General features: G+C 61.2%; 26 protein-coding genes. 17 read left to right on the top strand and 9 right to left on the bottom strand.

Features of this window, described 5'->3' with window-relative positions; translation table 11 throughout:
- Positions 1–17 precede the first annotated feature (17 nt).
- Positions 18–2,162, bottom strand: a complete 2,145-nt coding sequence (gene dinG, locus ACS4NR_RS00700) for an ATP-dependent DNA helicase DinG (RefSeq protein ID WP_003222341.1) — start codon at positions 2,160–2,162, stop codon at positions 18–20.
- Between the two features lie 98 nt (positions 2,163–2,260).
- Between dinG and ACS4NR_RS00695 the strand changes: the two genes are divergently transcribed.
- A complete protein-coding gene (locus tag ACS4NR_RS00695) occupies positions 2,261–2,725 on the top strand; it encodes a DUF2269 family protein (protein ID WP_095138445.1) in 465 nt (154 codons plus the stop codon).
- Positions 2,726–2,806: 81 nt separating this feature from the next.
- Here the strand turns inward: ACS4NR_RS00695 and ACS4NR_RS00690 are convergent, their stop codons facing one another.
- The 4 genes from ACS4NR_RS00690 to ACS4NR_RS00675 all read right to left on the bottom strand — a co-directional run bounded on the left by ACS4NR_RS00690 (position 2,807) and on the right by ACS4NR_RS00675 (position 5,504).
- Positions 2,807–3,565, bottom strand: a complete 759-nt coding sequence (locus ACS4NR_RS00690; RefSeq protein WP_456018861.1) for a collagen-like protein — start codon at positions 3,563–3,565, stop codon at positions 2,807–2,809.
- Complete coding sequence (locus ACS4NR_RS00685; protein WP_204895043.1) at positions 3,558–3,833, bottom strand: DUF1145 domain-containing protein; 276 nt, start codon at positions 3,831–3,833, stop codon at positions 3,558–3,560. The genes ACS4NR_RS00690 and ACS4NR_RS00685 overlap by 8 nt, the downstream gene beginning before the upstream one ends.
- Before the next feature lie 162 nt (positions 3,834–3,995).
- Complete coding sequence (locus tag ACS4NR_RS00680) at positions 3,996–4,718, bottom strand: OmpA family protein (RefSeq protein WP_095138442.1); 723 nt, start codon at positions 4,716–4,718, stop codon at positions 3,996–3,998.
- Between the two features lie 90 nt (positions 4,719–4,808).
- Entirely contained in the window at positions 4,809–5,504 is a 696-nt protein-coding gene (locus ACS4NR_RS00675) for an OmpA family protein (protein ID WP_095138441.1), read from the bottom strand.
- A 197-nt stretch (positions 5,505–5,701) separates the two neighbouring features.
- Here ACS4NR_RS00675 and ACS4NR_RS00670 point away from each other — a divergent pair, with 197 nt between their 5' ends.
- From ACS4NR_RS00670 to ACS4NR_RS00655, 4 genes are all read left to right on the top strand, one after another.
- A complete protein-coding gene (locus ACS4NR_RS00670) occupies positions 5,702–6,199 on the top strand; it encodes a DUF6231 family protein (RefSeq protein WP_095138440.1) in 498 nt (165 codons plus the stop codon).
- A 4-nt stretch (positions 6,200–6,203) separates the two neighbouring features.
- Positions 6,204–6,680: a YchJ family protein gene (locus ACS4NR_RS00665; RefSeq protein WP_027614356.1), complete on the top strand. Its 477-nt coding sequence runs from the start codon at positions 6,204–6,206 to the stop codon at positions 6,678–6,680.
- Between the two features lie 112 nt (positions 6,681–6,792).
- The gene (locus tag ACS4NR_RS00660; protein ID WP_456018860.1) at positions 6,793–7,287 is read left to right on the top strand and encodes an LEA type 2 family protein; all 495 of its coding nucleotides are present in this window, start codon (positions 6,793–6,795) and stop codon (positions 7,285–7,287) included.
- Positions 7,284–7,487, top strand: coding sequence for an SEC-C metal-binding domain-containing protein (locus ACS4NR_RS00655; protein WP_456018859.1), 204 nt, complete (start codon positions 7,284–7,286; stop codon positions 7,485–7,487). Before ACS4NR_RS00660 ends, ACS4NR_RS00655 begins: the two co-directional genes overlap by 4 nt.
- A gap of 148 nt (positions 7,488–7,635) precedes the next feature.
- On the opposite strand, the gene ACS4NR_RS00650 is transcribed toward ACS4NR_RS00655, so the two are convergent.
- Positions 7,636–8,193, bottom strand: a complete 558-nt coding sequence (locus ACS4NR_RS00650; protein WP_456020419.1) for a cysteine hydrolase family protein — start codon at positions 8,191–8,193, stop codon at positions 7,636–7,638.
- 445 nt (positions 8,194–8,638) lie between these two features.
- On the opposite strand from ACS4NR_RS00650, the gene ACS4NR_RS00645 reads away from it, so the two are divergent.
- The 10 genes from ACS4NR_RS00645 to pdeM all read left to right on the top strand — a co-directional run bounded on the left by ACS4NR_RS00645 (position 8,639) and on the right by pdeM (position 21,914).
- On the top strand, positions 8,639–11,083 hold the full coding sequence (locus ACS4NR_RS00645; RefSeq protein ID WP_456018858.1) for a penicillin acylase family protein: 2,445 nt from the start codon (positions 8,639–8,641) through the stop codon (positions 11,081–11,083).
- 206 nt (positions 11,084–11,289) lie between these two features.
- Positions 11,290–12,324, top strand: coding sequence for a ligase-associated DNA damage response exonuclease (locus tag ACS4NR_RS00640; RefSeq protein ID WP_095138436.1), 1,035 nt, complete (start codon positions 11,290–11,292; stop codon positions 12,322–12,324).
- Positions 12,321–14,009: an ATP-dependent DNA ligase gene (locus tag ACS4NR_RS00635; protein WP_456018857.1), complete on the top strand. Its 1,689-nt coding sequence runs from the start codon at positions 12,321–12,323 to the stop codon at positions 14,007–14,009. Before ACS4NR_RS00640 ends, ACS4NR_RS00635 begins: the two co-directional genes overlap by 4 nt.
- Before the next feature lie 387 nt (positions 14,010–14,396).
- Complete coding sequence (locus ACS4NR_RS00630) at positions 14,397–15,179, top strand: transporter substrate-binding domain-containing protein (RefSeq protein WP_042557957.1); 783 nt, start codon at positions 14,397–14,399, stop codon at positions 15,177–15,179.
- Between the two features lie 56 nt (positions 15,180–15,235).
- A complete protein-coding gene (locus tag ACS4NR_RS00625; protein ID WP_047601190.1) occupies positions 15,236–15,964 on the top strand; it encodes an ABC transporter permease in 729 nt (242 codons plus the stop codon).
- Positions 15,961–16,671 carry an ABC transporter permease gene (locus ACS4NR_RS00620; protein WP_456018856.1) on the top strand — a complete coding sequence of 237 codons (711 nt, stop codon included), beginning with the start codon at positions 15,961–15,963 and terminating at the stop codon, positions 16,669–16,671. Before ACS4NR_RS00625 ends, ACS4NR_RS00620 begins: the two co-directional genes overlap by 4 nt.
- 11 nt (positions 16,672–16,682) lie before the next feature.
- Positions 16,683–17,801, top strand: a complete 1,119-nt coding sequence (locus ACS4NR_RS00615) for a succinylglutamate desuccinylase/aspartoacylase family protein (protein WP_456018855.1) — start codon at positions 16,683–16,685, stop codon at positions 17,799–17,801.
- A 13-nt stretch (positions 17,802–17,814) separates the two neighbouring features.
- On the top strand, positions 17,815–18,579 hold the full coding sequence (locus ACS4NR_RS00610; protein WP_003222314.1) for an ABC transporter ATP-binding protein: 765 nt from the start codon (positions 17,815–17,817) through the stop codon (positions 18,577–18,579).
- A gap of 192 nt (positions 18,580–18,771) precedes the next feature.
- Complete coding sequence (locus ACS4NR_RS00605) at positions 18,772–21,258, top strand: ligase-associated DNA damage response DEXH box helicase (protein ID WP_456018854.1); 2,487 nt, start codon at positions 18,772–18,774, stop codon at positions 21,256–21,258.
- Entirely contained in the window at positions 21,258–21,914 is a 657-nt protein-coding gene (gene pdeM / locus ACS4NR_RS00600) for a ligase-associated DNA damage response endonuclease PdeM (protein ID WP_456018853.1), read from the top strand. Before ACS4NR_RS00605 ends, pdeM begins: the two co-directional genes overlap by 1 nt.
- Before the next feature lie 45 nt (positions 21,915–21,959).
- On the opposite strand, the gene ACS4NR_RS00595 is transcribed toward pdeM, so the two are convergent.
- Positions 21,960–22,169 (bottom strand): hypothetical protein, encoded by a 210-nt coding sequence (locus tag ACS4NR_RS00595; RefSeq protein ID WP_095138430.1) that lies wholly within the window; start codon positions 22,167–22,169, stop codon positions 21,960–21,962.
- Positions 22,170–22,271: 102 nt separating this feature from the next.
- The gene (dcd, locus tag ACS4NR_RS00590) at positions 22,272–22,838 is read right to left on the bottom strand and encodes a dCTP deaminase (RefSeq protein ID WP_095138429.1); all 567 of its coding nucleotides are present in this window, start codon (positions 22,836–22,838) and stop codon (positions 22,272–22,274) included.
- 353 nt (positions 22,839–23,191) lie between these two features.
- On the opposite strand from dcd, the gene ACS4NR_RS00585 reads away from it, so the two are divergent.
- The gene (locus ACS4NR_RS00585) at positions 23,192–23,401 is read left to right on the top strand and encodes a cold-shock protein (protein WP_002554837.1); all 210 of its coding nucleotides are present in this window, start codon (positions 23,192–23,194) and stop codon (positions 23,399–23,401) included.
- Positions 23,402–23,515: 114 nt separating this feature from the next.
- Here ACS4NR_RS00585 and ACS4NR_RS00580 read toward each other — a convergent pair whose 3' ends face one another.
- The gene (locus tag ACS4NR_RS00580) at positions 23,516–24,523 is read right to left on the bottom strand and encodes a DUF481 domain-containing protein (RefSeq protein WP_095138428.1); all 1,008 of its coding nucleotides are present in this window, start codon (positions 24,521–24,523) and stop codon (positions 23,516–23,518) included.
- Positions 24,524–24,688: 165 nt separating this feature from the next.
- On the opposite strand from ACS4NR_RS00580, the gene ACS4NR_RS00575 reads away from it, so the two are divergent.
- Positions 24,689–25,042 carry an MGMT family protein gene (locus ACS4NR_RS00575; RefSeq protein ID WP_456018852.1) on the top strand — a complete coding sequence of 118 codons (354 nt, stop codon included), beginning with the start codon at positions 24,689–24,691 and terminating at the stop codon, positions 25,040–25,042.
- Positions 25,043–25,066: the final 24 nt, after the last annotated feature.

The following is a 25,066-nucleotide window of genomic DNA, read 5'->3' as shown; positions in this document are numbered from 1 at the left end:
AACTGCCCACCGTTGTCTCAGGATATTTCACGACGGAATGGCGGTAACGCATTGAGGATCGCCTTGCCGTAGCGCTGGGTGACCAGGCGCCGATCGAGCAAGGTGATGGTGCCGCGGTCTTCTTCGGTACGCAGCAGACGGCCGCAGGCCTGCACCAGTTTCAGCGAGGCGTCGGGCACCGAGATTTCCATGAACGGATTGCCGCCACGGGCCTCGATCCACTCCGACAGCGCCGCCTCGACCGGATCGTCCGGCACCGAGAACGGGATTTTGGCGATAACCACGTGCTCGCAATAGGCACCCGGCAAGTCCACGCCTTCGGCGAAACTGGCGAGGCCGAACAACACGCTGGAATCGCCACCATCGACCCGCGCCTTGTGCTTGTTCAGGGTTTCCTGTTTCGACAGGTTGCCTTGAATGAACACTTGCTTGCGCCAGTCGCGGTCGAGGCCGTCGAACACGTCCTGCATCTGTTTGCGCGAAGAAAACAGCACCAGCGTGCCGCGCGAGCCTTCGACCAGATCCGGCAACTCGCGGATGATCGCCGCGGTGTGAGCCGCGGCGTCGCGTGGGTCGGCTTTCAGATCCGGCACCCGCAGCACACCGGCGTCGGCGTGATGGAACGGGCTCGGCACCACAGCGGTGACGGCTTTTTTCGGCAGGCCGGCGCGCATGCGGAAACGGTCGAAAGTGCCCAGCGCGGTCAGCGTTGCCGACGTCACCAGACAGCCGTAGGCCACGTTCCACAGGCTGCGACGCAGGGTTTCGGCGGCAAGAATCGGGCTGGCGTTGACCTCGATGTCGAACAGCGAACCGCTTTCGGCCAGCGTCAGCCAGCGGGCCATCGGCGGGCTGTCCTCCGGGTCTTCGGCGGTGAATGCAGTCCACAACTCCCAGTTGCCCGACGCCCGCGACAACAGGCTGCCGAACAGCGGATACCACTCCTCGGCCTGATTACTGGCGATGCCGATGTTGACCTCGCCGTCCATGCCTTCCTTGAGCAGGTCGGTCAGGCGGGTGAACAGATCGTTGAGCCGCGAGTAACCCTTTTTCAGCTCGATGCCCATTTCGCGCATGTGCTCGGGAATCACCCCGCCGACGAAACGATGGCGAGGCCGCTCGCGGCCTTCGACGTCTTCGCCGGGTTTGAAATCGGCAATCTGCTCGCACGCGGTGAACATGAACTGCTGCTGGGTCTTGATCTCGCGCGCCAGCTCGGGCACTTGCTCGATCAGCTTGCCGAGATCCCCCGGCAACGGATGCTGGGCCAACAGTTTGGTGAGGTTCTTCGCGGTGGTTTCCAGCCAGTCGGCGGTGGAACGCAGGCGCGTGTAGTGGGCGAAGTGGCCGATGGCCTTGTCCGGCAGGTGATGGCCTTCGTCGAACACGTAAATGGTGTCACGCGGATCCGGCAGCACCGCACCGCCGCCGAGCGCGAGGTCAGCCAGCACCATGTCGTGGTTGGTGACGATTACATCAACCTTGCCCATGCCTTCGCGCGCCTTGTAGAAGGCGCACTGGCCGAAGTTCGGGCAATGGCGGTTGGTGCATTGGCTGTGATCGGTGGTCAGGCGCGCCCAGTCGGCGTCTTCCAGCGCGTTGGGCCAACTGTCGCGGTCGCCGTCCCATTTATTGCCGGCGAGCTTCTCGATCATGCTGGTGAACAGCTTCTGACTGGCCTCGTCGACCTCGATCTTGAAGCCTTCTTCTTCGAACAGCTGGGCGGTGGCGGTTTGCGCGTGGCCTTCCTGCAGCAGCATATCGAGCTTGGACAGGCACATGTAGCGGCCACGGCCCTTGGCCAGCGCGAAGCTGAAGTTCAGCCCGCTGTTGCGCATCAGGTCAGGCAAATCCTTGTAGACGATCTGCTCTTGCAGGGCCACGGTCGCGGTGGCGATCACCAGGCGCTTGCCGGCCAGCTTCGCCGTCGGGATCGCCGCCAGGCTGTAGGCCACGGTCTTGCCGGTACCGGTGCCGGCTTCCACCGCGACAATCGCGGGGTCGCCACTGCGCCGGCCTTCGTCGTCGGTGTCGATATCCCCGAGGACTTTGGCGATTTCAGCGATCATCAGGCGCTGGCCGTAACGCGGCTTGAGGCTCTTGGCTTCAAGAAAACGCGAATAGGCGCCCTGGATCGTGGTTTTGAGTTCAGTGCTGATCATTGAATGTCGGGCGTAAAAACGCTGGATAAATTTTCAGTAGTTCGGATCGGCCGCTATCATACCCCGCTAATTAGTCCCGCGCAGAACGGAGTGCCCCAATGACACCTTTTAGCCTCGTTTATCCGCTGCATGTCCTGTCCGCCCTGGTCTGGGTCGGCGGCATGTTTTTCGCCTGGATGGTCCTGCGCCCGGCGGCGGTCAAGGCTCTCGACGGCCCCGCCCGCCTGACCTTGTGGGTAGAAGTGTTTCAAGGTTTTTTCCGCTGGGTCTGGGTCGCGGTGATCCTGTTGCCGATCAGCGGCGTGGGCATGTTGCACTTGCAGCAGGTCGGTTTCGAGACCGCGCCGAAATATGTGCAGGTGATGATCGGGCTGTATGTGGTAATGACGGCGCTGTTTATCCGGATTCAGGGCTTGATGCTGCCGGAATTGCGTAAAGCGGTGGAAGCCAAGGACTGGCCGGCGGGTGCGGCGGTATTGGGGCGGATTCGCCGAGTGGTGGGGATCAACCTGATTGTCGGGTTGGTGCTGGTGGCGATTGCGGCGGCGCGGCCGATGTTCTGACCCGCTGACGGCAAGCACTACAAGCACTATTTGTGGTGAGGGGATTTATCCCCTCACCACAATTGTGAACAGTGCTGTTATTCAGAGGCGCTGTACGGTCACAGCCCCCGCCGCGCCCGCAGGCCCAGGCTGACCATCCGCCCCGGCCTTGCCGTTCTTGCCGCCATCGGCGCGATACACCAGGCAGCCCTTGGACTGGCCGCCCTTGCCCGCCTTGCCGCCAACACCCGCTGGACCACCGGCGCCACCAGCGACGTTGACCTTGATCAGCTCGGCCGGGAACTCACGCGGTACTTCGAGACGCACCTGCGCCCCCGGTGCACCGGGTTGGCCGTCGCTGCCGTTGCTGCCATCAAAACCGTGACCGGCCGCGCCCCAGGTGCAGCCCGGATCTTCACCGTTGCCGCCATCCAGGCCGACGAAACCCGGTGCGCCGGTACCGCCACGGGCATCCACAAACAGTTTTGGTGCGTTCAAGGCCTTGAACTGCAAATTCAGATTGCGCCCGGCACGGGCGGCTTTTTCATAAGTGCCCGGCGCACCACGTGCGGTAATCAGGCTGCCTTCGGACAGTTCGGCACGAATGACCTTCATGTCCAGCGCTTGTTCACTCGGAACAATCGCGATGCGTGCTTCATGGCCCAGGCGCAATTCGCCGACGGTCAGCTCGGTGACGTTGGAAGGAATCAGCAAAGTGCCGTAGTCCGCCACGTCCAGCCGTTCCAGCTGCAAGACGCTGGCGGTGTTGGGCAAACGCATCAGGGAATTGGTTTCGACGCTGACCACCTGGGCGCAGGCCAGGGGACTGATGAATGCAGCGAGCAGGCAAAGTTTACGCATGGGAAGAAGCCTCCGGAGCGGCCGGGGCCGGGATGGTTTGCAGGTGAAAAACGCCGAACAGCAGGATGCGCAGACGGTCACGCCACGGGTTGGTACGCCCCTTGAGGCGCGAGAACAGCAACTCCAGCACGTGCAGAGCGAGCAACAAGCCGCCGGCCAGATTGACCAGCAAATGCAGCGGATGCACAAACGGCACCAGCAGATTGACCACCACCACGCACCAGAACAGCAGGGTCAGCAAACGCCCCAGCCCCCAGAAAACCTTCATACGCTCCCCCGTCTCGGAATTATTCTTTGGGCGCACAGTAACGGCTTACGCGGGGGATAAGCCAGAGGCGCAAAAGAAAAAACTTTTGTCAGTCGTCGGATCGCTGCCGGATCGCCGAAAATCGGCGACCGGCAGCTCTAGTCTGCGGACTACAGACGCGTCCTAGCGATTGATATGCAACTCCACCCGACGGTTTTGCGCCCGTCCCTCTTCGGTCGCATTGTCAGCCACCGGCTCGCTCTCGCCGCGCCCTTCACTGGTCAGTTTGTTCGGTGCCAGGCCCTGACTCAGCAGATACGCCGCGACACTGCTGGCACGCCGCTCCGACAGCGCCTGGTTATAGGCATCCGAACCTTTGCTGTCGGTATGGCCGATGACCTTGATGCTGACCACGTCGGCGTTGCGCAACTTGTCCATCAGCGTATCGAGCTGCGCTTTGGCGGCCGGGGTCAGGTCCGACTTGTCGAAATCGAACAACACGTTGCCGGCATCGCTGAGGGTGATGACTTCCGATTGCGGCGCAGGCTCGGGGGCTTTCGCAGTGACCGGATATTGCGGCAGCGGACAGCCGCGGTGATCGACCGGAGTATTTTCCGGGGTGTCCGGGCAACGGTCGCGGCGGTCGAATACGCCATCGCCGTCTTCATCGCCATCCTGGGCATAACAGATCAGCCCGCCAGTCAGAATCCCCAGCGCCGCACCGCCGCCGGCCCAGCCGCCACTTTCAATGGCGCCAAGACCGCCACCGACCAGCCCGCCGATCAGGCTGCAGATCGGCCACGTACGTTGATTGAGGGGTGCATCGCCATCGCTATGAGTGGCGCAACCGGTTAGCAGGCTGCCCAGCAGCAGCACCGGCAAGACGGACCTTGAGAAAACAGTCATTGTGAAAGCTCCTGTGTCACCGGCCCATACCGGTTACACAGGAGTAAAGACCCGCATCCGCGACTGCACAAGCCGCGGATGCGAGAGGGGCTAGCGGACGATTTTGATTTCGGTACGACGGTTCTGTGCGCGACCGTCTGCGGTTTTGTTATCCGCCACTGGCTGGCTTTCACCCATGCCCGAGACCGAGACGAAGCTGGCACGTGGTACACCTTGCTGGATCAGGTAATCCACCACCGAGTGCGCACGACGATCCGACAGTTTTTTGTTGTAGGCATCGCTGCCGACGCTGTCGGTGTGGCCGGTCACAGTCAGTTGCGCCGTGGACGACTCTTGTTTCAGGCGCGTGGCAACTTTATCCAGCACCTGTTTGTCGGAGCCGGTCAGGGTGGCTTTGTCGAACTGGAAGTGCACATCACGGATAACAATGGTTTCTTCCTTGACCACTACAGCTTCTTCGACCACGGGTGCAGGCGCTGGTGGAGGGCAACCGTCAGCATCAACCTGTACGCCTTTAGGCGTGCCCGGGCACTTGTCGCGACTGTCCGGCACACCATCGCCGTCTTCGTCACCATCACCGTGCACCCAGCAATAGGCCGCTGCCGTACCGCCGACCAAGAGTGCGCCGTAGCCGGCCCACGCCGAACTTTCCGTCGCACCGAGACCGGCACCGACTACACCACCGACCGCCGCACAGGTCGGCCAGTCGGTTTTCTGCAAACCTGCGCAACCAGTCAACACACTGGTTAGCAGAATCAAAGGTAATGCTGTCCGAACTATGCTCATCTGGTTTTCTCCTGAGGGATCGGCTTAGAACCGATTCACGGAGTAAAGACCGGAGTTTTAATCTCCGCCAGCAATAGGCCACTGGCATTTGGGACCGTGTTCACAGGGATTTGGCACTTTTGCCGCGCGCGGCAATTCGGGGTCTAGGCCGGATCCGTCTGGAGCGCTAGTCTTGGCGATCTGATTGAGGAGCTTCGATGAACGTCGCCATTTCTTCGCGCACGCCGCAACAGGCGCTGGCTGCTTTACTGGATCGCTATGCCCCGGCGCGTCTGCTGCTGATCGGCGCCAGCGAATTTCCGGCGCTCGCCGCTTTCAAGCAGGCACATCCGGACACCTGCGTGGCCCACGCCGCACCCGGCGCGCTGCCCGCCGAACTCGCGGCGCGGCGCTTTGACCTGGCGCTGGTGGTCGATTGCCTGGAGCATTTGCCCAAGCGCGACGGCCTGAATCTGCTGGGCGGAATCCGCAATCTCAACGCCAGTCGCATCGCGGTGCTGGCGGATCTGCCGGCCAGCGGCTGGCAGGAAACCGATTTCTATTCGCTGGCGCTGCAGGCCAGCGAACGCTTTCAGCGTGACGAGCAGGTACTGACCCTGTTCACCTATGATCTGCTTGACTACAAACAAGTCCCCGACTGGCTCAACTCGCGGTTCTGGGCCAATCCGGAAAACTTCGGCAAATACTGGTGGTAATGCAATGAGTACAGCCATTTGCCCGTGCGGCAGCGGCAATCTGCTGGAGGCCTGCTGCGGTCACTATCACGAAGGCCACCCGGCGCCATGCGCCGAAGCGCTGATGCGTTCGCGCTACAGCGCCTACGTGCTGGGGCTGATCGATTATCTGGTGGCCACCACCCTGCCCGCCCAGCAGGCCGGTCTGGATCGCCAGTCGATCAGCGCCTGGAGCGCGCAAAGCACCTGGCTCGGTCTTGAAGTCGAAAGCTCGGAAGTGTTCGGCGGCCAGCCCGAGCACGCCTTCGTCACCTTTACCGCGCGCTGGCACGACAGCCAGGGCGAGCACAGCCACCGCGAGCGCTCCTCGTTCGTGCAAAACGCCGGGCGCTGGTACTTCATCGACCCGACCGTGCAGTTGAAGCTGGGGCGCAATGACGCGTGCCCGTGTGCCAGCGGGCAGAAGTTCAAGAAATGCTGTGCGGGGTATTTCGGCGCATAAGATCCAAAGATTGCAGCCTGCGGTAGCTCCTACAGGGACGCGACTCACTGTAGGAGCTGCCGCAGGCTGCGATCTTTTTAGCGTCTAGACTGCCAGCAAAGGGAGTCAACTCATGCTCGGACTATGGCGCACACTCAAAATTCTTCCCCTGCTGCTGATCCTGAACCTCGGCGGTTGCGCCTCATGGTTCAGCGACGACAGCGTCGATCCCGCCGTGCACCTGGTGAAAGTCGAGGTGGTGCGGGCCAAGTTGCTTGAACAGAAATTCATCCTGCACTTTCGCATCGACAACCCCAACGACAGCGACCTGACCGTGCGCGGTCTGGAATACCGGATTCATCTGGCGGACCTGTTGCTGGCCGAAGGCGAGCATGAGCACTGGTTCACCGTCGGGCCAAAACGCAGTGCATATTTCAAAGTGCCGATCCGCACCAACCTGTGGCCTCGGGTAAAAGACGTGGTGAAAATGCTGAAAAACCCCAACCAGCAGATTCCCTATCGGTTGCAGGGCGAAATGGAAACCGGTTTATTCATCGCCCACTACGTGCACCTGGAGCGCAATGGCGTGATAATCCCCGCCGATTTAATTCCGGAGTACAACCGATGACTCAGCAACCCCATGTCCATGGCCCTGACTGCAACCACGATCATGACCATCATCATGATCACGACCATGGCCATGTCCACGGCCCGAACTGCGGCCATGCCCACCAGGAACCGGTGCGCAACGCCCTGAAAGACGTTGGCCGCAACGACCCTTGCCCATGCGACAACGGCAAGAAATTCAAGAAGTGCCACGGCGCTTGATGCTTCAGGTGAAGATATTCTTCGCCTGACACATTGCCTTCGCGAGCAAGCCCGCTCCCACAGTTGACCGCGTTCCCGCTGACTGAACGCACTCGACTGTGGGAGCGGGCTTGCTCGCGAAAGGGCCGGAACATTCACCCCGAAATGTTCAGACAGCCGCCAGAATCTGCGCAGCGCTGATCACCGTCGCATATTCCCCGTGCAAATTCCCCAGGGACATCCCGTGCACTTCTTCGGCTGAACGCGGTGTGCCGAAATAATCGGTCTTGTCGAAGGTGAAACACGCGTCCTCCACCACCCACGTCTCGAACCCCAGATTGCCCGCCGTGCGCGCTGTGGATTCCACCGAGTTGTGGGTCGCTACACCAACAATGATCAATTGCCCGATCCCTGCCTCACGCAACTGTGCCTCAAGCTCCGTGGCACAAAACGCATCCGGCACCTGTTTCTGGATCAGCCATTCGCCGTCCTGCGGCATGAATCTCTGCTGAAACTCCACCCCTGACTGCCCGGGCCAGAACACCGAATCCGGTTCACGCGACAGGTGCTGCACATGAATCACCGGACGATTACTACGGCGCCAAAGCCCCAGCAGATCGAGCATCCGCTCTTCAGCCTGCGGATTATTCCGCCGCCCCAGGCGCGGATGTAGAATGCCTTGTTGCTGGTCAATGATGATCAGTGCAGCGTTGGCCTTGAGCTCCATGGCGTTTTTTCTCATGCAGGGTCAGTGAATTTCCCGCACTTCAGCATCACCGCCACGGGGTGAGCAAGCTCTGATTCAACCCGATCAAGGATCGCCCGGCGACGGTGAACGCGTATGTCTTGGTGCAGAAGATCAACCCGCCGAAATCCTGATATCTGGAAGGATCGTTGTTGTGGCGAGGGAGCTTGCTCCCGCTGGAGTGCGAAGCGCTCCCAAACTGGTCGCCGCGATCTATCAGGAAAATGCGCAGTCTGGATAACGACTGCTGCGCAGCCGAGCGGGAGCAAGCTCCCTCGCCACAAAAACACTGTTATCTCTGCAGGTTTGCTGTTGGTCAGACAAATACAGAAATAACCGCTCGCCCCGCTTGCGCGGCCATCTCCTGCTCACTAACGTAGCGGCTTTATTGCGCCCCCAGCCTCTACCCCCCCGCAGGAGCTTTGCCATGGCCTCGCCAGCCCTCACACATTTTCTTCCCCGGTTCGGCGTTGCCGCAGCAGTGACCGGTGTCTTGAGCCTGTCCGGTTGCCAGACCTGGAACGCGCAGGACACCCTTCCGCCCACCTCCGGCGTGCAACCGCTCAAGGGCCTGGCGCAGAACGTGTCGGTACGCCGCAATGCCATGGGCATGCCGTTGATCGAAAGCAACAGCTTCCACGACGCGCTGTTCGCCCTCGGTTACGTGCATGCCAGCGACCGCATCAACCAGATGGTCACCCTGCGCCTGTTGGCCCAGGGCCGTCTGGCGGAGATGTCCGGCGCATCGATGCTCGACGCCGACCGCTACATGCGCGCGGTCAACCTGAAGAAAAGCGCCGACGAGCTGTACAAGGCCTCGTCGCCACGCCTCAAGCGGTTCTTCGAAGTCTATGCGCGGGGCGTCAACGCCTACCTGTTCCGCTACGCCGACAAACTGCCGGGCGACCTCGCGTCCAGCGGCTACAAGCCGGAATACTGGAAACCTGAAGATTCGGCGCTGATGTTCGCGCTGTTGAACTTCAGCCAGTCGGCCAACCTGCCGGAAGAGATTGCCTCGCTGGTGCTGGCGCAAACCGTGACCAGCGACAAACTCGCCTGGCTGACCCCGTCCGCACCGGATGAAAATCTGCCATTGGCCGAGGCCGACAAGCTGCAAGGCCTCAAGCTCAACGGGCAGATCCCCGGCCTGAGCGAACTGAGCAACGCCAGTCAGCAATTGGCGGGGAATCTGCTCGGCACTCACACTTCAAACAACTGGGCCATCGCCCCGCAACGCAGCCGCAGCGGCAAGAGCATTCTTGCCAGCGACAGCCATGGGCCATTGGCCGCGCCGTCGCTGTGGACCTTCGTGCAGATTCGCGCGCCGAAATATCAGGCTGCGGGTGTCACCGTGGCGGGTCTGCCGATGGTGCTCGGTGGTTTCAACGGCAAAGTCGCGTGGAGCGCCACCAGCGTGCTCGGCGACAACCAGGACCTGTTCCTGGAAAAAATCCGCCGTCAGGGCACCAGCCTGACCTATGAGGTTAACGGCAAATGGCAGCCGCTGGGCGTGCGCAACGAAACCTATTTCGTCAAAGGCCAGCGACCGATTCGCGAAGCGGTATACGAAACCCGCCACGGTGCGCTGCTCAACAGTACCCAGGCGGCGCAGGGCAACGGTTTTGGCCTGGCCCTGCAAACCCCGAGCTTCACCGATGACAAATCGCTGGACGCGTTTTTTGACCTGACCCGCGCGCAGAACGTTGAACGCGCGTCAGACGCCAGCCGCGAGATCCGCGCCATCGCCCTGAACATGGTATTCGCCGACGCCAGCAACATCGGCTGGCAGGTCACCGGACGTTTCCCCAACCGGCGCGAAGGCGAAGGCCTGCTGCCATCGCCGGGCTGGGAAGGTCGCTACGACTGGGACGGTTATGCCGACCCGATGCTGCACCCGTACGATCAGGATCCGGCCCAGGGCTGGCTCGGCACCGCCAACCAGCGGGTCATTCCTCACGGTTACGGCATGCAGTTGTCCAACTCCTGGGCAGCGCCAGAGCGCGGCGAGCGCTTGGCGGAACTGGCCGGCAGCGGCAAACAGGACGGTCGCAGCGTGATCGCCATGCAGTACGACCAGACCACGACGTTTGCCGCCAAGCTGAAGAAAATGTTTGAAGCGCCGGGCATGAAGCAGCCGCTGAAACAGGCAATCGACGCCCTGCCGGAAGCCGATCGCAGCAAGGCCCGCGAGGCCTTCACCCGCTTGATGGCCTTCGACGGCAAGCTCAGCCCGACCTCGGCCGATGCGGCGATTTATGAGCTGTTCCTGCAAGAAAGCATGAAGCAGATGTTCCTCGACGAACTCGGCCCAGAGTCGAGCGCGGCGTGGAAAGCCTTTGTTGCCAATGGCGACTTGTCCTACGCGGCGCAGGCCGATCACCTGCTCGGGCGCGAAGACAGCCCGTTCTGGGATGACCTGCGTACCCCGCAGAAAGAAGACAAAGCCGTGATTCTAGCGCGCAGTCTGGTCGCCGCGATCAACGCTGGCGACAGTCAGTTGGGCGGCGATCGCAAGGCCTGGCAGTGGGGCAAACTGCACAGCTACACGTGGAAAAACGCCAACGGCCAGACCGTTCGTGGCCCGCTGGCAGCCGGCGGCGATCACACCACGCTCAATACCGCAGCGTTTGCCTGGGGTCAGGACTTCAGCACCACGCGGGCGCCGTCGATGCGTTTCATCGTCGATTTCAGCCAGAGTGAGCCACTGATGGGCCAGAACGGCACCGGCCAGTCCGGCAACCCGGCCAGCCCGAATTACCTAAACGGCATCGATGCGTGGCTCAAGGGTCAGTACATCGGTCTGCCAATGCAACCGCAGAACTTTGACCGGGTGTATGGCAAGACGCGTTTGACCCTGACCCCGGGCAAATAAACGCAGTCCCTCCCTGTGGGAGCGGGCTTGCTCGCGAAGGCGTCGTGTCAGGCGATTTTGTATTGCCTGACACACTGCATTCGTCGGAACGCCGCCCGGAGCAAGCCCGCTCCCACATTGGTTTTGTAGCGACTCGAAAATAATCGATAGAACTTCCAGACTCGCGCCAACCTCATAGCTAACAAGCCCTCCATTCTGGTAACGACATGGACCTTGTTATCGCCCGCCCCGAAGGTTTGTATTGCCCTGCCGGGGACTTCTATATTGACCCGTGGCGCCCGGTCGAGCGCTCGGTGATCACCCATGCTCACGGCGATCACGCGCGTACCGGCAATCAGCATTATCTGGCCAGCAGCGCCAGCGAAGGGATTTTGCGTGCGCGTCTGGGTCAGGACATCAACCTGCAAACCCTCGCCTACGGCCAGCGGCTGACCCACCACGGTGTGACCTTGAGTTTCCATCCCGCCGGGCATGTGCTGGGGTCGGCCCAGGTGCGTCTGGAATACGGCGGTGAAGTCTGGGTCGCGTCGGGCGACTACAAGATCGAACCCGACGGCACCTGCGCGCCGTTCGAACCGGTGCGCTGCCACACCTTCATCACCGAATCGACTTTCGGCCTGCCGATCTACCGCTGGCAGCCGCAGGCGCAGGTGTTCAGTGAGGTCAACCAGTGGTGGCAGGCGAACATCGCTGCGGGCAAGGCCAGCGTGTTGTTCTGTTACTCGTTCGGCAAGGCTCAGCGGATTCTGCATGGCATCGACGCCAGCCTCGGCCCGATCCTCAGTCACGGTGCGGTCGAACCGCTGAACCGGGTCTACCGCGAAGCCGGGATATACCTGCCACCGACGATCTACGCCGGCGATGTGAAAAAGTCCGACCCGCTCATGCGCCAGGCGCTGGTAATCGCCCCGCCCTCGGCGGGCGGCAGCACCTGGATGCGCCGGTTCGGTGACTACAGCGACGCCTTCGCCAGCGGCTGGATGCGCCTGCGCGGCACCCGCCGGCGGCGCGGCGTGGATCGCGGTTTCGTGCTGTCGGATCACGCCGACTGGCCGGGCCTGCTTTGGGCCATCGAACAGACTGGCGCCGAACGGGTGATGGTCACCCACGGTTCAATCGGTGTGCTGGTTCGGCATCTGCGTGAACAAGGCCTGGATGCGCAGGGTTTCAACACCGAATACGGCGACGACGAAGAGGAAAACATTGGCGCCGAGCCGGTTATCGCCGAGGTGCAAGCATGAAAGCCTTCGCCGAGCTGTACGCCGAACTCGACGCCACCACATCGAGCAACGCCAAACTGGCGGCGATGCAAACCTACTTCGCCCAGGCTGCACCGCAAGACGCGGCATGGGCGGTGTACTTTTTGTCCGGTGGACGCCCACGGCAACTGGTACCGGTGCGCATCCTGCGCGAACTGGCGGTGGACGTCTCGGGGCTGCAACCATGGCTGTTCGAGGAAAGTTATCAGTCCGTCGGCGACCTGGCGGAAACCATTTCGTTGGTGCTGCCGGAAAACCTGCACAGCTCTGAAGCCGGTCTTGCCGAATGGATCGAAGACAAGCTGCTGCCACTGCGCGGTGAAACACCGGAATACCTCGCCCGCCAATTGCCCGCACTGTGGGCGCAACTGGATCGGCCGAGCCTGATGCTGTGCATCAAGTTGATCACCGGCAGCTTCCGCGTCGGCGTGTCGAAACTACTGGTCACTCGCGCGTTGGCGTCGATGGCCGGCCTCGACAGCAAACGCGTGGCGCAGCGCCTGGTGGGGTACACCGACCTGTCGAACCGGCCGAACGCTGCCAGCTACCTGAAACTGATCGCGCCGGAATCCGCCGACGAACACGCGCAACGTGGCGGCCAGCCCTACCCGTTCTTCCTCGCCCATGGCTTGTCACAACCGGTGGAGGAATTTGAAGCGCTGCTGGGGCCGGCGAGCAACTGGCAGGTGGAATGGAAATGGGATGGCATCCGTGCGCAGGTGGTCAAGCGCGAGGGTCGGCTGTGGGTCTGGTCGCGGGGTGAAGAACTGGTGACCGAGCGCTTCCCCGAGTTCGATACATTGATCCACGCGTTACCCGACGGCACGGTGATCGACGGCGAAATTGTAGTCTGGAAAAGTACCCATCCGACCACCGCAGACGCCTTCGATCCGCAATCGACCGCCCCACCGGCGGTGCAACCTTTCGCCCTGCTGCAGCAACGCATCGGCCGCAAAACCCTCGACAAGAAAATCCTCGAAGAGGTGCCGGTGGTGGTGCTTGCCTACGATTTGCTGGAGTGGCAGGGCGAAGACTGGCGCAACCGTCCGCAGGCCGAACGGCGTGCGCAACTGGAGCAAGTCATCGCTCAGGGTAACAACCCGGTGTTACTGGCCTCGCCGATTCTGACCGGCAGCGACTGGTTCGATCTGGCCCGGCAGCGTGAAGCCTCACGGCGCCTGGGGGTCGAGGGCATGATGCTCAAAGCCCGCGACGCGTTGTATGGCGTGGGCCGGACCAAGGACATGGGCGTGTGGTGGAAGTGGAAGGTCGATCCGTTCAGCGTCGACGCGGTGTTGATCTACGCCCAACGCGGGCATGGCCGGCGCGCCAGTCTGTACAGCGATTACACCTTCGCCGTGTGGGACGGCCCGCCTGAGTCCAGCCAACGGGCGCTGGTGCCGTTCGCCAAGGCCTATTCGGGGTTGACCGACGAGGAGATGCGCCAGGTCGACAGCATCGTGCGCAAGACCACCGTGGAAAAATTCGGCCCGGTCAGCAGCGTCAAACCGAGCCTGGTGTTCGAACTGGGTTTCGAAGGCATCGCCCTGTCGCGCCGACACAAGAGCGGCATTGCCGTGCGCTTTCCGCGAATGTTGCGCTGGCGCCAGGATAAAACGGTGGATGAGGCGGACAGTCTGGCGACGTTGCAGGACTTGCTGGCCTGACCCGGTTTTCCGGGACATTCATCACCTTTGACCGAACGAAGCTCCTGTGGCGAGGGAGCTTGCTCCCGCTCGACTGCGCAGCAGTCGCAAAATGACGGTCTGTCTGAAAAACGCAGGGGAGTGCTTCGCCCTCCAGCGGGAGCAAGCTCCCTCGCCACAATGGCTCGTCCCATCACTTAAAAATGCGTGCATCGACCCAACATGGTGCAGCCTTCCACAGCCGCCCATTCCCGTGCACCAATCCCTCTCGCCGCCCCCTCCCGCCACCTTTTAAAACACTTGTTCGGGACTCTGGTTCGGAAATTGCTACTTTCTATAGGTCGTACGCGTTCCAGTAACAATAATTCTGCGCCACAAGCGCTCATATTGGTTCTTAGGGATTGAATAATGAAAAAAGCATTGCTGACCCTTTCTGCACTGGCGTTGTGCATGGCCGCCGGCTCCGCGCTGGCCAAGGAATACAAAGAGCTGCGTTTTGGCGTTGATCCTTCCTACGCACCGTTCGAGTCGAAAGCGGCCGACGGCAGCCTGGTGGGCTTCGACATCGACCTGGGCAACGCGATCTGCGCCGAGCTGAAGGTCAAGTGCAAATGGGTCGAAAGCGATTTCGACGGCATGATTCCGGGCCTCAAGGCCAATAAATTCGACGGTGTGATCTCGTCGATGACCGTGACCCCGGCCCGCGAGAAAGTCATCGACTTCTCCAGCGAACTGTTCTCCGGCCCGACTGCTTATGTGTTCAAAAAGGGTTCCGGCCTGAGCGAAGACGTCGCGTCCCTCAAGGGCAAAACCGTGGGCTACGAGCAAGGCACCATTCAGGAAGCCTACGCCAAAGCCGTGCTGGACAAGGCTGGCGTGAAGACTCAGGCCTATCAGAATCAGGACCAGGTTTACTCCGACCTGACTTCCGGTCGTCTCGATGCCGCCATTCAGGACATGCTGCAAGCCGAACTGGGCTTCCTGAAGTCGCCAAAAGGCGAAGGCTACGAAGTCAGCAAGCCAGTCGACAGCGAATTGCTGCCGGCCAAAACCGCTGTCGGTATCAAGAAAGGTAACACTGAGCTGAAAGCGCTTTTAGATAAAGGTATCAAAGCGTTACACGACGACGGCAAATACGCCGAGATTCAAAAGAAACACTTTGGCGATCTGAATCTGTACAGCGGCAAATAATGCCCCGGCGCCCATCCTCGATGGGCGCCTTTTCCATCCGCTCAGGTTGCTGATTTATGTTCGAAAACCTCTTACAAAATCTGGGGCTCTCCGCGTTCAGCCTTCAGGGTTTCGGCCCGTTGCTGTTGCAAGGCACCTGGATGACCATCAAATTATCGGCGATGTCGCTGCTGGTGGCCGTGTTGCTCGGCCTGCTCGGCGCCAGTGCCAAGCTGTCAAAAGTCAAACTGCTGCGTCTGCCCGCCCAGCTCTACACCACGCTGATTCGCGGGGTGCCGGATCTGGTGCTGATGCTGCTGATCTTCTACAGCCTGCAAACCTGGCTGACGTCGCTCACCGACTACATGGAATGGGAATACATCGAGATCGACCCGTTCAGTGCCGGGGTGCTGACTCTGGGCTTCATTTATGGCGCGTACTTCACTGAAACCTTCCGCGGGGCGATCCTTGCCGTGCCGCGCGGTCAGGTCGAAGCCGCCACCGCCTATGGCCTCAAGCGCGGCCAGCGCTTTCGCTTCGTGGTGTTCCCGCAAATGATGCGCTTCGCCCTGCCGGGCATCGGCAACAACTGGATGGTGATGCTCAAGGCCACCGCGCTGGTCTCGATCATCGGCCTGGCCGATCTGGTCAAAGCCGCGCAGGACGCCGGTAAAAGCACCTATCAACTGTTCTACTTTCTGGTACTCGCCGCCTTGATCTATCTGCTGATCACCAGTGCTTCGAACGTCATCCTGCGCTGGCTCGAGCGCCGTTACGCCGCCGGCGCACGGGAGGCCGTACGATGATCGAACTTCTGCAGGAATACTGGCGAGCCTTTCTTTATACCGACGGGCAAAACATCACCGGTCTGGCGATGACCCTGTGGCTGCTCAGCGCTTCGATCTTCATCGGCTTTCTGGTGTCGATCCCGTTGTCGATTGCCCGGGTTTCCACGCGTTTCTATGTGCGCTGGCCGGTGCAGTTCTACACCTACCTGTTCCGCGGCACGCCGCTGTATATCCAACTGCTGATTTGCTACACGGGTATTTACAGCCTGGCCGCCGTGCGTGCGCAGCCACTGCTCGACAGTTTCTTTCGCGATGCGATGAACTGCACGATCCTCGCGTTCGCCCTGAACACCTGCGCCTACACCACGGAGATTTTTGCCGGGGCGATCCGCAGCATGAACCACGGCGAAGTCGAAGCGGCCAAAGCCTACGGCCTGACTGGCTGGAAGCTGTATGCCTACGTGATCATGCCTTCAGCCTTACGGCGTTCGCTGCCGTATTACAGCAACGAAGTGATCTTGATGCTGCACTCGACCACTGTAGCCTTCACCGCGACCATCCCCGACATCCTGAAAGTTGCGCGGGACGCCAACTCGGCGACCTTTCTGACCTTCCAGTCGTTCGGTATCGCCGCGCTGATCTACCTGACCATTACCTTTGCGCTGGTCGGCCTGTTCCGCCTCGCCGAACGCCGCTGGCTGGCCTTCCTCGGGCCGACCCACTAGGAAAACCTGTAATGCGACACCAGATCCATGACCTGTTGGCCCCGCTGCCGGGGACTGCACGACAGATCCACAGCTTCCACTTCGGCCCGGAGCAGGCCCAAGGCAAAATCTACATTCAGTCCTCGCTGCACGCCGACGAATTGCCCGGCATGCTCGTCGCCTGGCACCTCAAGCAGCGCCTGGCGGAGCTGGAAGCGGCCGGGCGCCTGCGCAGCCAGATCGTACTGGTGCCGGTGGCCAATCCGGTCGGCCTCGAACAAGTGCTGATGGACGTGCCGCTGGGCCGCTACGAGATGGAGAGCGGGCAGAACTTCAATCGCTGGTTCGTCGACCTCAGCGAAGAGATCGGCAATGACATCGAGGGCAAGCTGAGCGATGACCCACAACGCAACCTTGAGTTGATCCGCGCCAGCCTGCGCAACGCCCTCGCCCGCCAGATACCCTCCACGCAACTGCAATCCCAGCGCCTGACCCTGCAGCGGCTGGCGTGCGATGCCGACATGGTGCTCGACCTGCACTGCGACTTCGAATCGGTGGTTCACCTCTACACCACGCCCGAAGCGTGGCCGCAGGTCGAACCACTGGCGCGCTACATCGAAGCCCAGGCCAGCCTGCTGGCCACCGATTCCGGCGGCCAGTCGTTCGACGAATGTTTCACCCTGTTGTGGTGGCAACTGCAGGAACGCTTTGGCGAGCACTTCGAGATTCCGCTGGGCAGTTTTTCGGTGACCGTGGAGTTGCGTGGCCAGGGTGACGTCAATCATCCAATGGCAAGCCGTGACTGCCAGGCCTTGATCGACTACCTGATCCAGTTCGATGCGATCGTCGGCGAAACCCGGCCGCAGCCGCCCTTGCCGTTCCCCGCCACACCGCTGGCCGGTGTCGAACCGGTCACCACTGCGGTCGGCGGCCTGCTGGTGTACACCGCGCAAGCCGGGCAATACCTGCAAGCCGGGCAACAGATTGCCGAAATCATCGACCCGATCAGTGATCGGGTCACCCCCATTTGCTGCACCGCTGCCGGCCTCATGTACGCCCGCTCGCTGCGACGCATGGCCACTGCCGGCATGGTGATCGCCCACGTGGCGGGCGCCGAAGCCTACCGCAGCGGCTACCTACTTTCGCCTTGAGGATGTCTGTCCCATGTACAAATTGACCGTTGAAGGCCTGCACAAAAGCTACGGCGACCATCAGGTACTCAAAGGCGTTTCGCTCAAGGCCAAAACCGGCGACGTGATCAGCCTGATCGGCGCCAGCGGCTCGGGCAAAAGCACCTTCCTGCGCTGCATCAACTTCCTCGAACAACCCAACGACGGCGCCATGAGCCTGGATGGCCAGGCGATCCGAATGGTCACCGACCGCCACGGCATGCACGTTGCCGACCCGAATGAACTGCAACGCCTGCGCACGCGGCTGGCGATGGTGTTCCAGCACTTCAACCTGTGGAGCCACATGACCGTGCTGGAAAACATCACCATGGCCCCGCGCCGGGTGCTGGGTTGCAGCAAGCAGGAAGCCGAAGACCGCGCCCGCCGCTATCTGGACAAGGTTGGTCTGCCGGCGCGGGTTGCCGATCAGTACCCGGCGTTTCTCTCCGGCGGCCAGCAACAGCGGGTGGCGATCGCCCGGGCACTGGCGATGGAGCCGGAAGTGATGCTGTTCGACGAACCGACCTCGGCACTCGACCCGGAGCTGGTAGGTGAAGTGCTGCGGGTGATTCAGGGACTGGCCGAGGAAGGCCGGACGATGATCATGGTGACCCATGAAATGAGCTTTGCCCGCAAGGTCTCCAGCCAGGTGTTGTTCCTTCATCAGGGGCTGGTGGAAGAAGAAGGTGCGCCGGAAGACGTGCTGGGCAATCCGAAGAGCGAACGGCTGAAGCAGTTCCTCAGCGGTAACCTCAAGTAACCGGCGCACGTAAAAACCTGTGGGAGCGGGCTTGCTCGCGAAAGCGGTGGGTCAGTCAGCATTGTTTTGACTGACCCACCGCTTTCGCGAGCAAGCCCGCTCCCACAAGGGTGTATGTACTCGCACAAAATTAAACTTGTCCCTCAACGGCGCGGTCACTGAAGGAACACCTTCAGAGCGCACGCCGCCGGTATGCCCACCTCCACCGACCTCGCAAAAAACTGGTTCAGCGCACGCAACTGGAAGCCGTTCGCCTTTCAAAAGCAGGTGTGGGCCGCCGTCAAACAAGGTCAGTCGGGGTTGCTCCACGCCAGCACCGGTGCCGGCAAAACCTATGCGGTGTGGTTTGCGGCGCTCAATCGCTTCGCCCGCATCAAACCCAGCGTCGCAGACAGCAAAAAACGCAAAGCGCCTGCCGAACCGCTGACCGTGCTGTGGATCACGCCGATGCGTGCCCTCGCCGCCGACACCGCGCGCGCCTTGCAAGCGCCGGTCAGCGATTTGCAGATTCCGTGGAGCATCGGCCTGCGCACCGGCGACACCAGCAGCGCCGAACGCGCGCGTCAGGGCCGGCGCCTGCCGACCACACTGATTACCACCCCGGAAAGCCTGACCCTGCTGCTCGCCCGCGCCGACGCCAAGACCGCGCTGTCGAGCCTGCGGATGATCGTCGTCGATGAATGGCACGAACTGCTCGGCAACAAACGCGGCGTACAGCTGCAACTGGCCCTCGCCCGCCTGCGCCACTGGCAGCCCGAGCTGATCGTCTGGGGCGTGTCCGCCACCCTCGGTAATCAGGCCCACGCCGAACAGGTGCTGATCCCACAGGGTGGCGGCATCAGCGTGCAGGGCCAGAGCGAAAAATCACTCAAGGTCGACACCTTGATCCCACCGGCCATCGAGCGTTTTCCGTGGGCCGGGCACATCGGTCTGAAGATGCTCCCGCAAGTGGTCGCCGAACTGGACGCCTGCGCCAGCAGCCTGGTGTTCACCAACACCCGCGCGCAGTCGGAAATCTGGTATCAGGCGCTGCTCGAAGCGCGGCCAGACTGGGCCGGGCTGATCGCGTTGCACCACAGCTCACTGTCCCGCGAGACCCGCGACTGGGTCGAGCAAGCGTTGAAGGATGGGCAGTTGAAAGCCGTGGTCTGCACCTCGAGCCTGGATCTGGGCGTGGACTTTTTACCGGTGGAACGGGTGCTGCAAATCGGCTCGGCGAAAGGCGTGGCGCGGCTGATGCAGCGGGCCGGGCGCTCCGGTCACGCGCCGGGGCGCACCTCGCGAGTGACACTGGTGCCGACCCACAGCCTGGAACTGATCGAGGCCGCCGCCGCAGGCGACGCCGTGGAGCAACGACTCATCGAACCGCGTCTGTCGCCGCACAAACCGCTGGATGTGCTGGTGCAGCATCTGGTCAGCATGGCGCTGGGCGGTGGCTTTATTCCCGAGGAGCTGTACGAAGAAGTGCGTGGTGCCTGGGCTTATCGTGACCTGACACTGGCAGATTGGGCCTGGGCGCTGGCTTTCGTACGTCACGGCGGGCTGTCTCTGACAGCCTATCCGGATTATCGCCGGGTCGAACCGGACGAACACGGTGTCTGGCGGGTACCCGATGCGCGATTGGCGCGTCGTCATCGCATGAGCATCGGCACCATCGTCAGCGACGCGAGCATCAATCTGAAATTCTGGAGCAAGGGTGGCGGCGGCAAGCAGTTGGGCAGTGTCGAGGAAGGTTTTATCGCGCGGCTGAAACCCGGCGATGGTTTTCTGTTTGCCGGGCGCCTACTGGAGTTGGTGCGGGTGGAAAACATGACAGCGTACGTCAAACGCAGCACCGCGAAAAAAGCCGCCGTGCCGCGCTGGAATGGCGGGCGAATGCCACTTTCCAACGAACTGGCCGCCGCCGTGGTCAGCCGCTTCACGGCGGCAGCACGGGGCGAGTTCGTCGGCCCGGAAATGCACGCGCTGCAACCGTTGCTGCAAACCCAGGCGCGCTGGTCGGGTTTGCCCACCTCTGACAGTCTGTTGGCGGAGGTGCTGAAATCCCGCGAGGGCTGGCACCTTTTCCTCTACCCGTTTGCCGGGCGCCAGGTGCATCTGGGGCTCGCCAGCCTGTTGGCCTGGCGCGCGAGTCAGCGCCAGCCGCTGACATTCTCGATTGCGGTGAATGATTACGGGCTGGAATTACTCAGCGCCACGCCGGTCGACTGGTCCAGGCAATTCGATGCGGCGCTGCTCAGCCCCGAGCATCTGCTGCGCGACGTGCTGGCCAGCCTCAATGCCGGAGAGCTGGCGCTGCGGCGCTTTCGCGAGATCGCGCGGATCGCCGGGCTGGTGTTCGCCGGCTATCCCGGCGCGCCGAAAAGCACCCGACAAGTGCAGGCGTCCAGCGGATTATTCTTTGAAGTGTTCAAGCAATACGACGCTGACAACTTGCTGCTGGCCCAGGCCGGGGAAGAAGTCCTGCGCGAAGAACTGGATATTCGTCGTCTGGAACAGACATTGGAGCGGATCAACCGGATGAAACTGGACATGCATCTGATCAAACGTCCTACACCGTTAGGCTTTCCGTTGCTGGTGGAGCGCATGCGCGAAAGCATGAGTTCGGAAAAACTCGCTGACCGCATCCGGCGCATGGTCGGCGATCTGGAGAAATCCGCCGACAAGGGTAACGCTTGATGAGCAGCGGCTATCCAGTGCGGCTGGCCGGCGAAGACCTCTGGTTGCTGCCGGAAAAGGCCCTGTACTGGCCGGCGCAGCAAGCGCTGCTGATCGCCGATGTGCATTTCGGCAAGGCCGCGGCGTACCGCAGCCTCGGCCAGCCGGTGCCGCAGGGGACTACGGCGGCGAATATCGAAGTGCTCGACCGCTTGCTGGCGAGACTGCCCTGTCGGCAGCTGATTTTCCTGGGTGACTTTATGCACGGCCCCGGTTCGCATGCGGCGGGCACGCTGAATGGCTTGGCCGAATGGCGTGCACGGCACGCGGATCTGCCGATGACGCTGATTCGCGGCAACCACGACAAACGCGCCGGGGATCCACCGGCGGCGCTGAATATCCGCGTGGTTCCGGAGCCGCTGCTGCTCGGGCCGTTTGCCCTGCAACACGAACCCGACCCGCATCCCGAACGGCATGTGCTGGCCGGGCACGTGCATCCGGTCTATCGGCTCAACGGCAAGGGGCGCCAGCGTTTGCGGCTGGCGTGTTTCCGACTGGGTGAGCGATTGAGCCTGCTGCCGGCCTTCGGCGCCTTTACCGGTGGTTATCAGGTCGAGAAAGACGCTCGATGCAGGATTTTCGTCATCGGCGACAACGAAATATGGCCAGTCAGCTGAGGTCTTGGGCAAACCTCGACTGACTGGCCATCATGGGGCAGCGGCTCAGGCCACTGGCGCGGGTGGCGGCTCGTCCGGCAGCGTCGGCTCGCCGGGTTCGGTCGGTTGTTCGTTGGGGGTATCGGGATCAGGCTGACCGGGAATGCCGCCAGCCATATGGAAAGCCGGGTGTGCCAACAATGACCAGGCCAAAACGCCAATCTGATTGGGCTCAAGCCTTGCCAGTTCGGCGGTGATATGCGGATCGATCTTCATGCAACCTCCTCGGCGAAGGCCCGCTTTGCCAGAAGCAAAAACGGGCAGTACACCCCATAGAGTGTCTGCCCGCCAAAGAATTCCCGCGAACCGCCGGATGGATCAGGTACGCGGCAGGGTCACGCCACGCTGGCCCTGATATTTGCCGCCACGATCCTTGTAGGAAACTTCGCATTGCTCGTCGGATTCGAGGAACAGCATCTGCGCCACGCCTTCGTTGGCGTAGATTTTCGCCGGCAGGTTGGTGGTGTTGGAGAATTCCAGGGTCACGTGGCCTTCCCACTCAGGCTCGAGCGGGGTGACGTTGACGATGATGCCGCAACGCGCGTAGGTGCTTTTGCCCAGACAGATGGTCAGCACATTGCGCGGAATACGGAAGTATTCGACGGTGCTGGCCAGGGCGAAGGAGTTCGGTGGAATGATGCAGACGTCGCTGTGAATGTCGACGAAGCTGCCGGCGTCGAAGTTCTTCGGATCGACGATCGCCGAATTGATGTTGGTGAACACCTTGAAATGATTGGTGCAGCGCACATCGTAGCCGTAGCTCGACACACCGTAGGAGATCACACGGCTGTCGTCGCTGCCGCGCACCTGGCGCTCGACGAACGGCTCGATCATGCCCTGTTCCTGCGCCATGCGGCGAATCCACTTGTCCGATTTGATGCTCATGGCGGGTGTCCTGAATAGCGAGGTGGAAAAAATCTGTCCGGCATCTTACCGGGCGCGCCGCCGCGTTCAAAGTCCGCGCTGCAATTCTCGCCGAACACGCTGGAAATACAGGCTCTGGCGACGAACCGTCACACCGCCGATCCCTAAAACAGAGAAACCTTCGCAAGAAACATTGGCACGTTCCGGAAAAAGGGTTAAGGTGGCGCCACTGTGTTGCTTGTGTCACTGAGAATCTCTACACGATATGTTGAATTTCGATCCAACCATCTACAAGAATTTTTCCTGCTCTTTGCACTCAGTCTCGGCCAGGGTTCTTCCTGAGTCGCAGTTATCTTTGTTCAAGGAGTTACACCATGTCTAATCGCCAAACCGGTACCGTTAAGTGGTTCAACGATGAAAAAGGCTTCGGCTTCATCACTCCACAATCCGGTGACGACCTGTTCGTTCACTTCAAAGCTATCCAATCCGACGGCTTCAAAAGCCTGAAAGAAGGCCAACAGGTTTCTTTCATCGCTACCCGCGGTCAGAAAGGCATGCAAGCTGAAGAAGTACAAGTTATCTAACTTGTAGCTTCTTTAGAAAAGAGCCCCGCCCTCAAAAGCGGGGCTTTTTTGTGGGCGCGTGTTTTTCGCGGCCAAAAAAAAGCAGCCTCGCGGCTGCCTTGTTTTGACTTCGCCTTACCAGGCCACGCCAAACCCTGCGGTATAACGGGTCTTGTTCAAATCCGCGTCGTTGGTGCCGCTGATGATGTCTCGCTCAGCCTTGAGGTTCAGCGAAGCCCACTCGGTCACCTTGTAGCGCAGGCCCATCTCGGCATCCAGCGCATAGTCCGCGACACCGGACAATGGCTTGCCGACTTCGCCGTTGGTGAAGAACTCAACCTTCTTGCCGATCAGGTAGCGGTTGTAGTCCCACTTCATGGCGACGGAATAGAAGTTATCCTTACTGCCATCGCTGTATTCGTAGTCGGTGCGGTTCAGCAACGAACCCAACGAGAACGCCCCCAATTCGTCATCCCAGAACTGATAGCCCGGACCGGTACCGACTACGCGCTGGCGCGAGAGCTCTTCGATATGATCGCGCTTGTAGTTCAGACGCCCCTGCCAGAACCACTGATCGGTCAGGAAGCGATCAAGGGAGTACTCGGCGCGCCAGTTGTCAGTGGTGGTCACTTCATCCTGCACTTCGCGGTTGTATTCGCCTTCGGCGATGTGCCGCCAGCGCCCGTGACGCGCCGTAGTCTTGAAGCCGATGTCGTAGTCGTCGGTATCCTTTTCCGCACGCTGATAATCCAGCGCCAGATCGACGTTGCCCTTCCACACCAGATCCTCGACCACCGGTTTGGGTTTGAGAATCTGCTGGATGCTCGCCAGCTCGACGGTTTTTGGCGCCTCGCCGTTGGCCAGGGTGACCTTGCCGTCATCGGCGGCGCTCAACGACTTGGCCTTCTCGCCGGAGTAGGCATCCTGCTTGACCAGTAGCTCCTGATCACTCTCCAGGGTCTTGACCTCTTTCCAGTCGATGGTGACCGCACCCGCGTACTGGGTCTGAATCAACAATTTGCCGCCGTCGAAAAGGGAGATCTTGCCGCTCAATTTGTCACCGTTCTTCAACCAGACGGTGTCGGCAAGCAAGGGCGTGGACGCACTGAAAACAGCAAGGCACAGCAAGGTTCTGGACAACATAAGCAGATCGAGGGCTCAAGTTTGCGAAAAAGGTCGGCATTATCCGTGGGAATAAGACCCTGACAAGGACTGACCGAACGATTTCCATTGAGTTCATTTCTCATCTGGCCAACCAGCGATTACGCTTGAGCCCATCGATACGTCTATTGTTCAGGAACCGCGCAGGTGAAAGAGCCGAACCCTCCCGATGAAAGTGAAGCGCAAATCCGACGCACGGCGCTTTATTCCACCCTTGCCCAGGTGCCTGAGGGCAAGGTGGTCAGCTATGGTCAACTGGCTGACCTCGCGGGACTGGGGCGTGCCGCCCGCTGGGTTGGCCGCACCTTGAGCCAGTTACCCGACGATACCCGGTTGCCATGGCACCGGGTGGTGGGCGCCGGTGGTCGGATCAGCCTGCCGCCGGGCAGCCCCTCAGGGGACGAGCAGCGGGCACGATTGCGTTCTGAAGGCGTCACCGTCCTGAACAATCGTGTGGATATTCGGCGCCATGGCTGGCGTCCGATAGAGCACAGCGGTTAGAGTGCGCGCTTTGTTTTCGCAATC

This window comes from Pseudomonas sp. JQ36 (assembly GCF_053851495.1).
This window is presented reverse-complemented; position numbering and strand designations above follow the sequence as displayed.

What these genes read in the sequence shown, in the direction of transcription:
- dinG (WP_003222341.1), bottom strand. Translation starts at nt 2,162, where the DNA reads ATGATCAGCACTGAACTCAAAACCACGATCCAGGGCGCCTATTCGCGT.
- ACS4NR_RS00625 (WP_047601190.1), top strand. Translation starts at nt 15,236, where the DNA reads ATGTTCGAAAACCTCTTACAAAATCTGGGGCTCTCCGCGTTCAGCCTT.
- ACS4NR_RS00585 (WP_002554837.1), top strand. Translation starts at nt 23,192, where the DNA reads ATGTCTAATCGCCAAACCGGTACCGTTAAGTGGTTCAACGATGAAAAA.
- ACS4NR_RS00670 (WP_095138440.1), top strand. Translation starts at nt 5,702, where the DNA reads ATGAACGTCGCCATTTCTTCGCGCACGCCGCAACAGGCGCTGGCTGCT.
- ACS4NR_RS00640 (WP_095138436.1), top strand. Translation starts at nt 11,290, where the DNA reads ATGGACCTTGTTATCGCCCGCCCCGAAGGTTTGTATTGCCCTGCCGGG.
- ACS4NR_RS00630 (WP_042557957.1), top strand. Translation starts at nt 14,397, where the DNA reads ATGAAAAAAGCATTGCTGACCCTTTCTGCACTGGCGTTGTGCATGGCC.
- ACS4NR_RS00610 (WP_003222314.1), top strand. Translation starts at nt 17,815, where the DNA reads ATGTACAAATTGACCGTTGAAGGCCTGCACAAAAGCTACGGCGACCAT.
- ACS4NR_RS00695 (WP_095138445.1), top strand. Translation starts at nt 2,261, where the DNA reads ATGACACCTTTTAGCCTCGTTTATCCGCTGCATGTCCTGTCCGCCCTG.
- ACS4NR_RS00675 (WP_095138441.1), bottom strand. Translation starts at nt 5,504, where the DNA reads ATGAGCATAGTTCGGACAGCATTACCTTTGATTCTGCTAACCAGTGTG.
- ACS4NR_RS00580 (WP_095138428.1), bottom strand. Translation starts at nt 24,523, where the DNA reads ATGTTGTCCAGAACCTTGCTGTGCCTTGCTGTTTTCAGTGCGTCCACG.
- ACS4NR_RS00605 (WP_456018854.1), top strand. Translation starts at nt 18,772, where the DNA reads ATGCCCACCTCCACCGACCTCGCAAAAAACTGGTTCAGCGCACGCAAC.
- ACS4NR_RS00690 (WP_456018861.1), bottom strand. Translation starts at nt 3,565, where the DNA reads ATGCGTAAACTTTGCCTGCTCGCTGCATTCATCAGTCCCCTGGCCTGC.
- ACS4NR_RS00620 (WP_456018856.1), top strand. Translation starts at nt 15,961, where the DNA reads ATGATCGAACTTCTGCAGGAATACTGGCGAGCCTTTCTTTATACCGAC.
- ACS4NR_RS00645 (WP_456018858.1), top strand. Translation starts at nt 8,639, where the DNA reads ATGGCCTCGCCAGCCCTCACACATTTTCTTCCCCGGTTCGGCGTTGCC.
- ACS4NR_RS00685 (WP_204895043.1), bottom strand. Translation starts at nt 3,833, where the DNA reads ATGAAGGTTTTCTGGGGGCTGGGGCGTTTGCTGACCCTGCTGTTCTGG.
- ACS4NR_RS00665 (WP_027614356.1), top strand. Translation starts at nt 6,204, where the DNA reads ATGAGTACAGCCATTTGCCCGTGCGGCAGCGGCAATCTGCTGGAGGCC.
- ACS4NR_RS00595 (WP_095138430.1), bottom strand. Translation starts at nt 22,169, where the DNA reads ATGAAGATCGATCCGCATATCACCGCCGAACTGGCAAGGCTTGAGCCC.
- ACS4NR_RS00655 (WP_456018859.1), top strand. Translation starts at nt 7,284, where the DNA reads ATGACTCAGCAACCCCATGTCCATGGCCCTGACTGCAACCACGATCAT.
- ACS4NR_RS00615 (WP_456018855.1), top strand. Translation starts at nt 16,683, where the DNA reads ATGCGACACCAGATCCATGACCTGTTGGCCCCGCTGCCGGGGACTGCA.
- ACS4NR_RS00650 (WP_456020419.1), bottom strand. Translation starts at nt 8,193, where the DNA reads ATGGAGCTCAAGGCCAACGCTGCACTGATCATCATTGACCAGCAACAA.
- ACS4NR_RS00660 (WP_456018860.1), top strand. Translation starts at nt 6,793, where the DNA reads ATGCTCGGACTATGGCGCACACTCAAAATTCTTCCCCTGCTGCTGATC.
- dcd (WP_095138429.1), bottom strand. Translation starts at nt 22,838, where the DNA reads ATGAGCATCAAATCGGACAAGTGGATTCGCCGCATGGCGCAGGAACAG.
- ACS4NR_RS00635 (WP_456018857.1), top strand. Translation starts at nt 12,321, where the DNA reads ATGAAAGCCTTCGCCGAGCTGTACGCCGAACTCGACGCCACCACATCG.
- pdeM (WP_456018853.1), top strand. Translation starts at nt 21,258, where the DNA reads ATGAGCAGCGGCTATCCAGTGCGGCTGGCCGGCGAAGACCTCTGGTTG.
- ACS4NR_RS00680 (WP_095138442.1), bottom strand. Translation starts at nt 4,718, where the DNA reads ATGACTGTTTTCTCAAGGTCCGTCTTGCCGGTGCTGCTGCTGGGCAGC.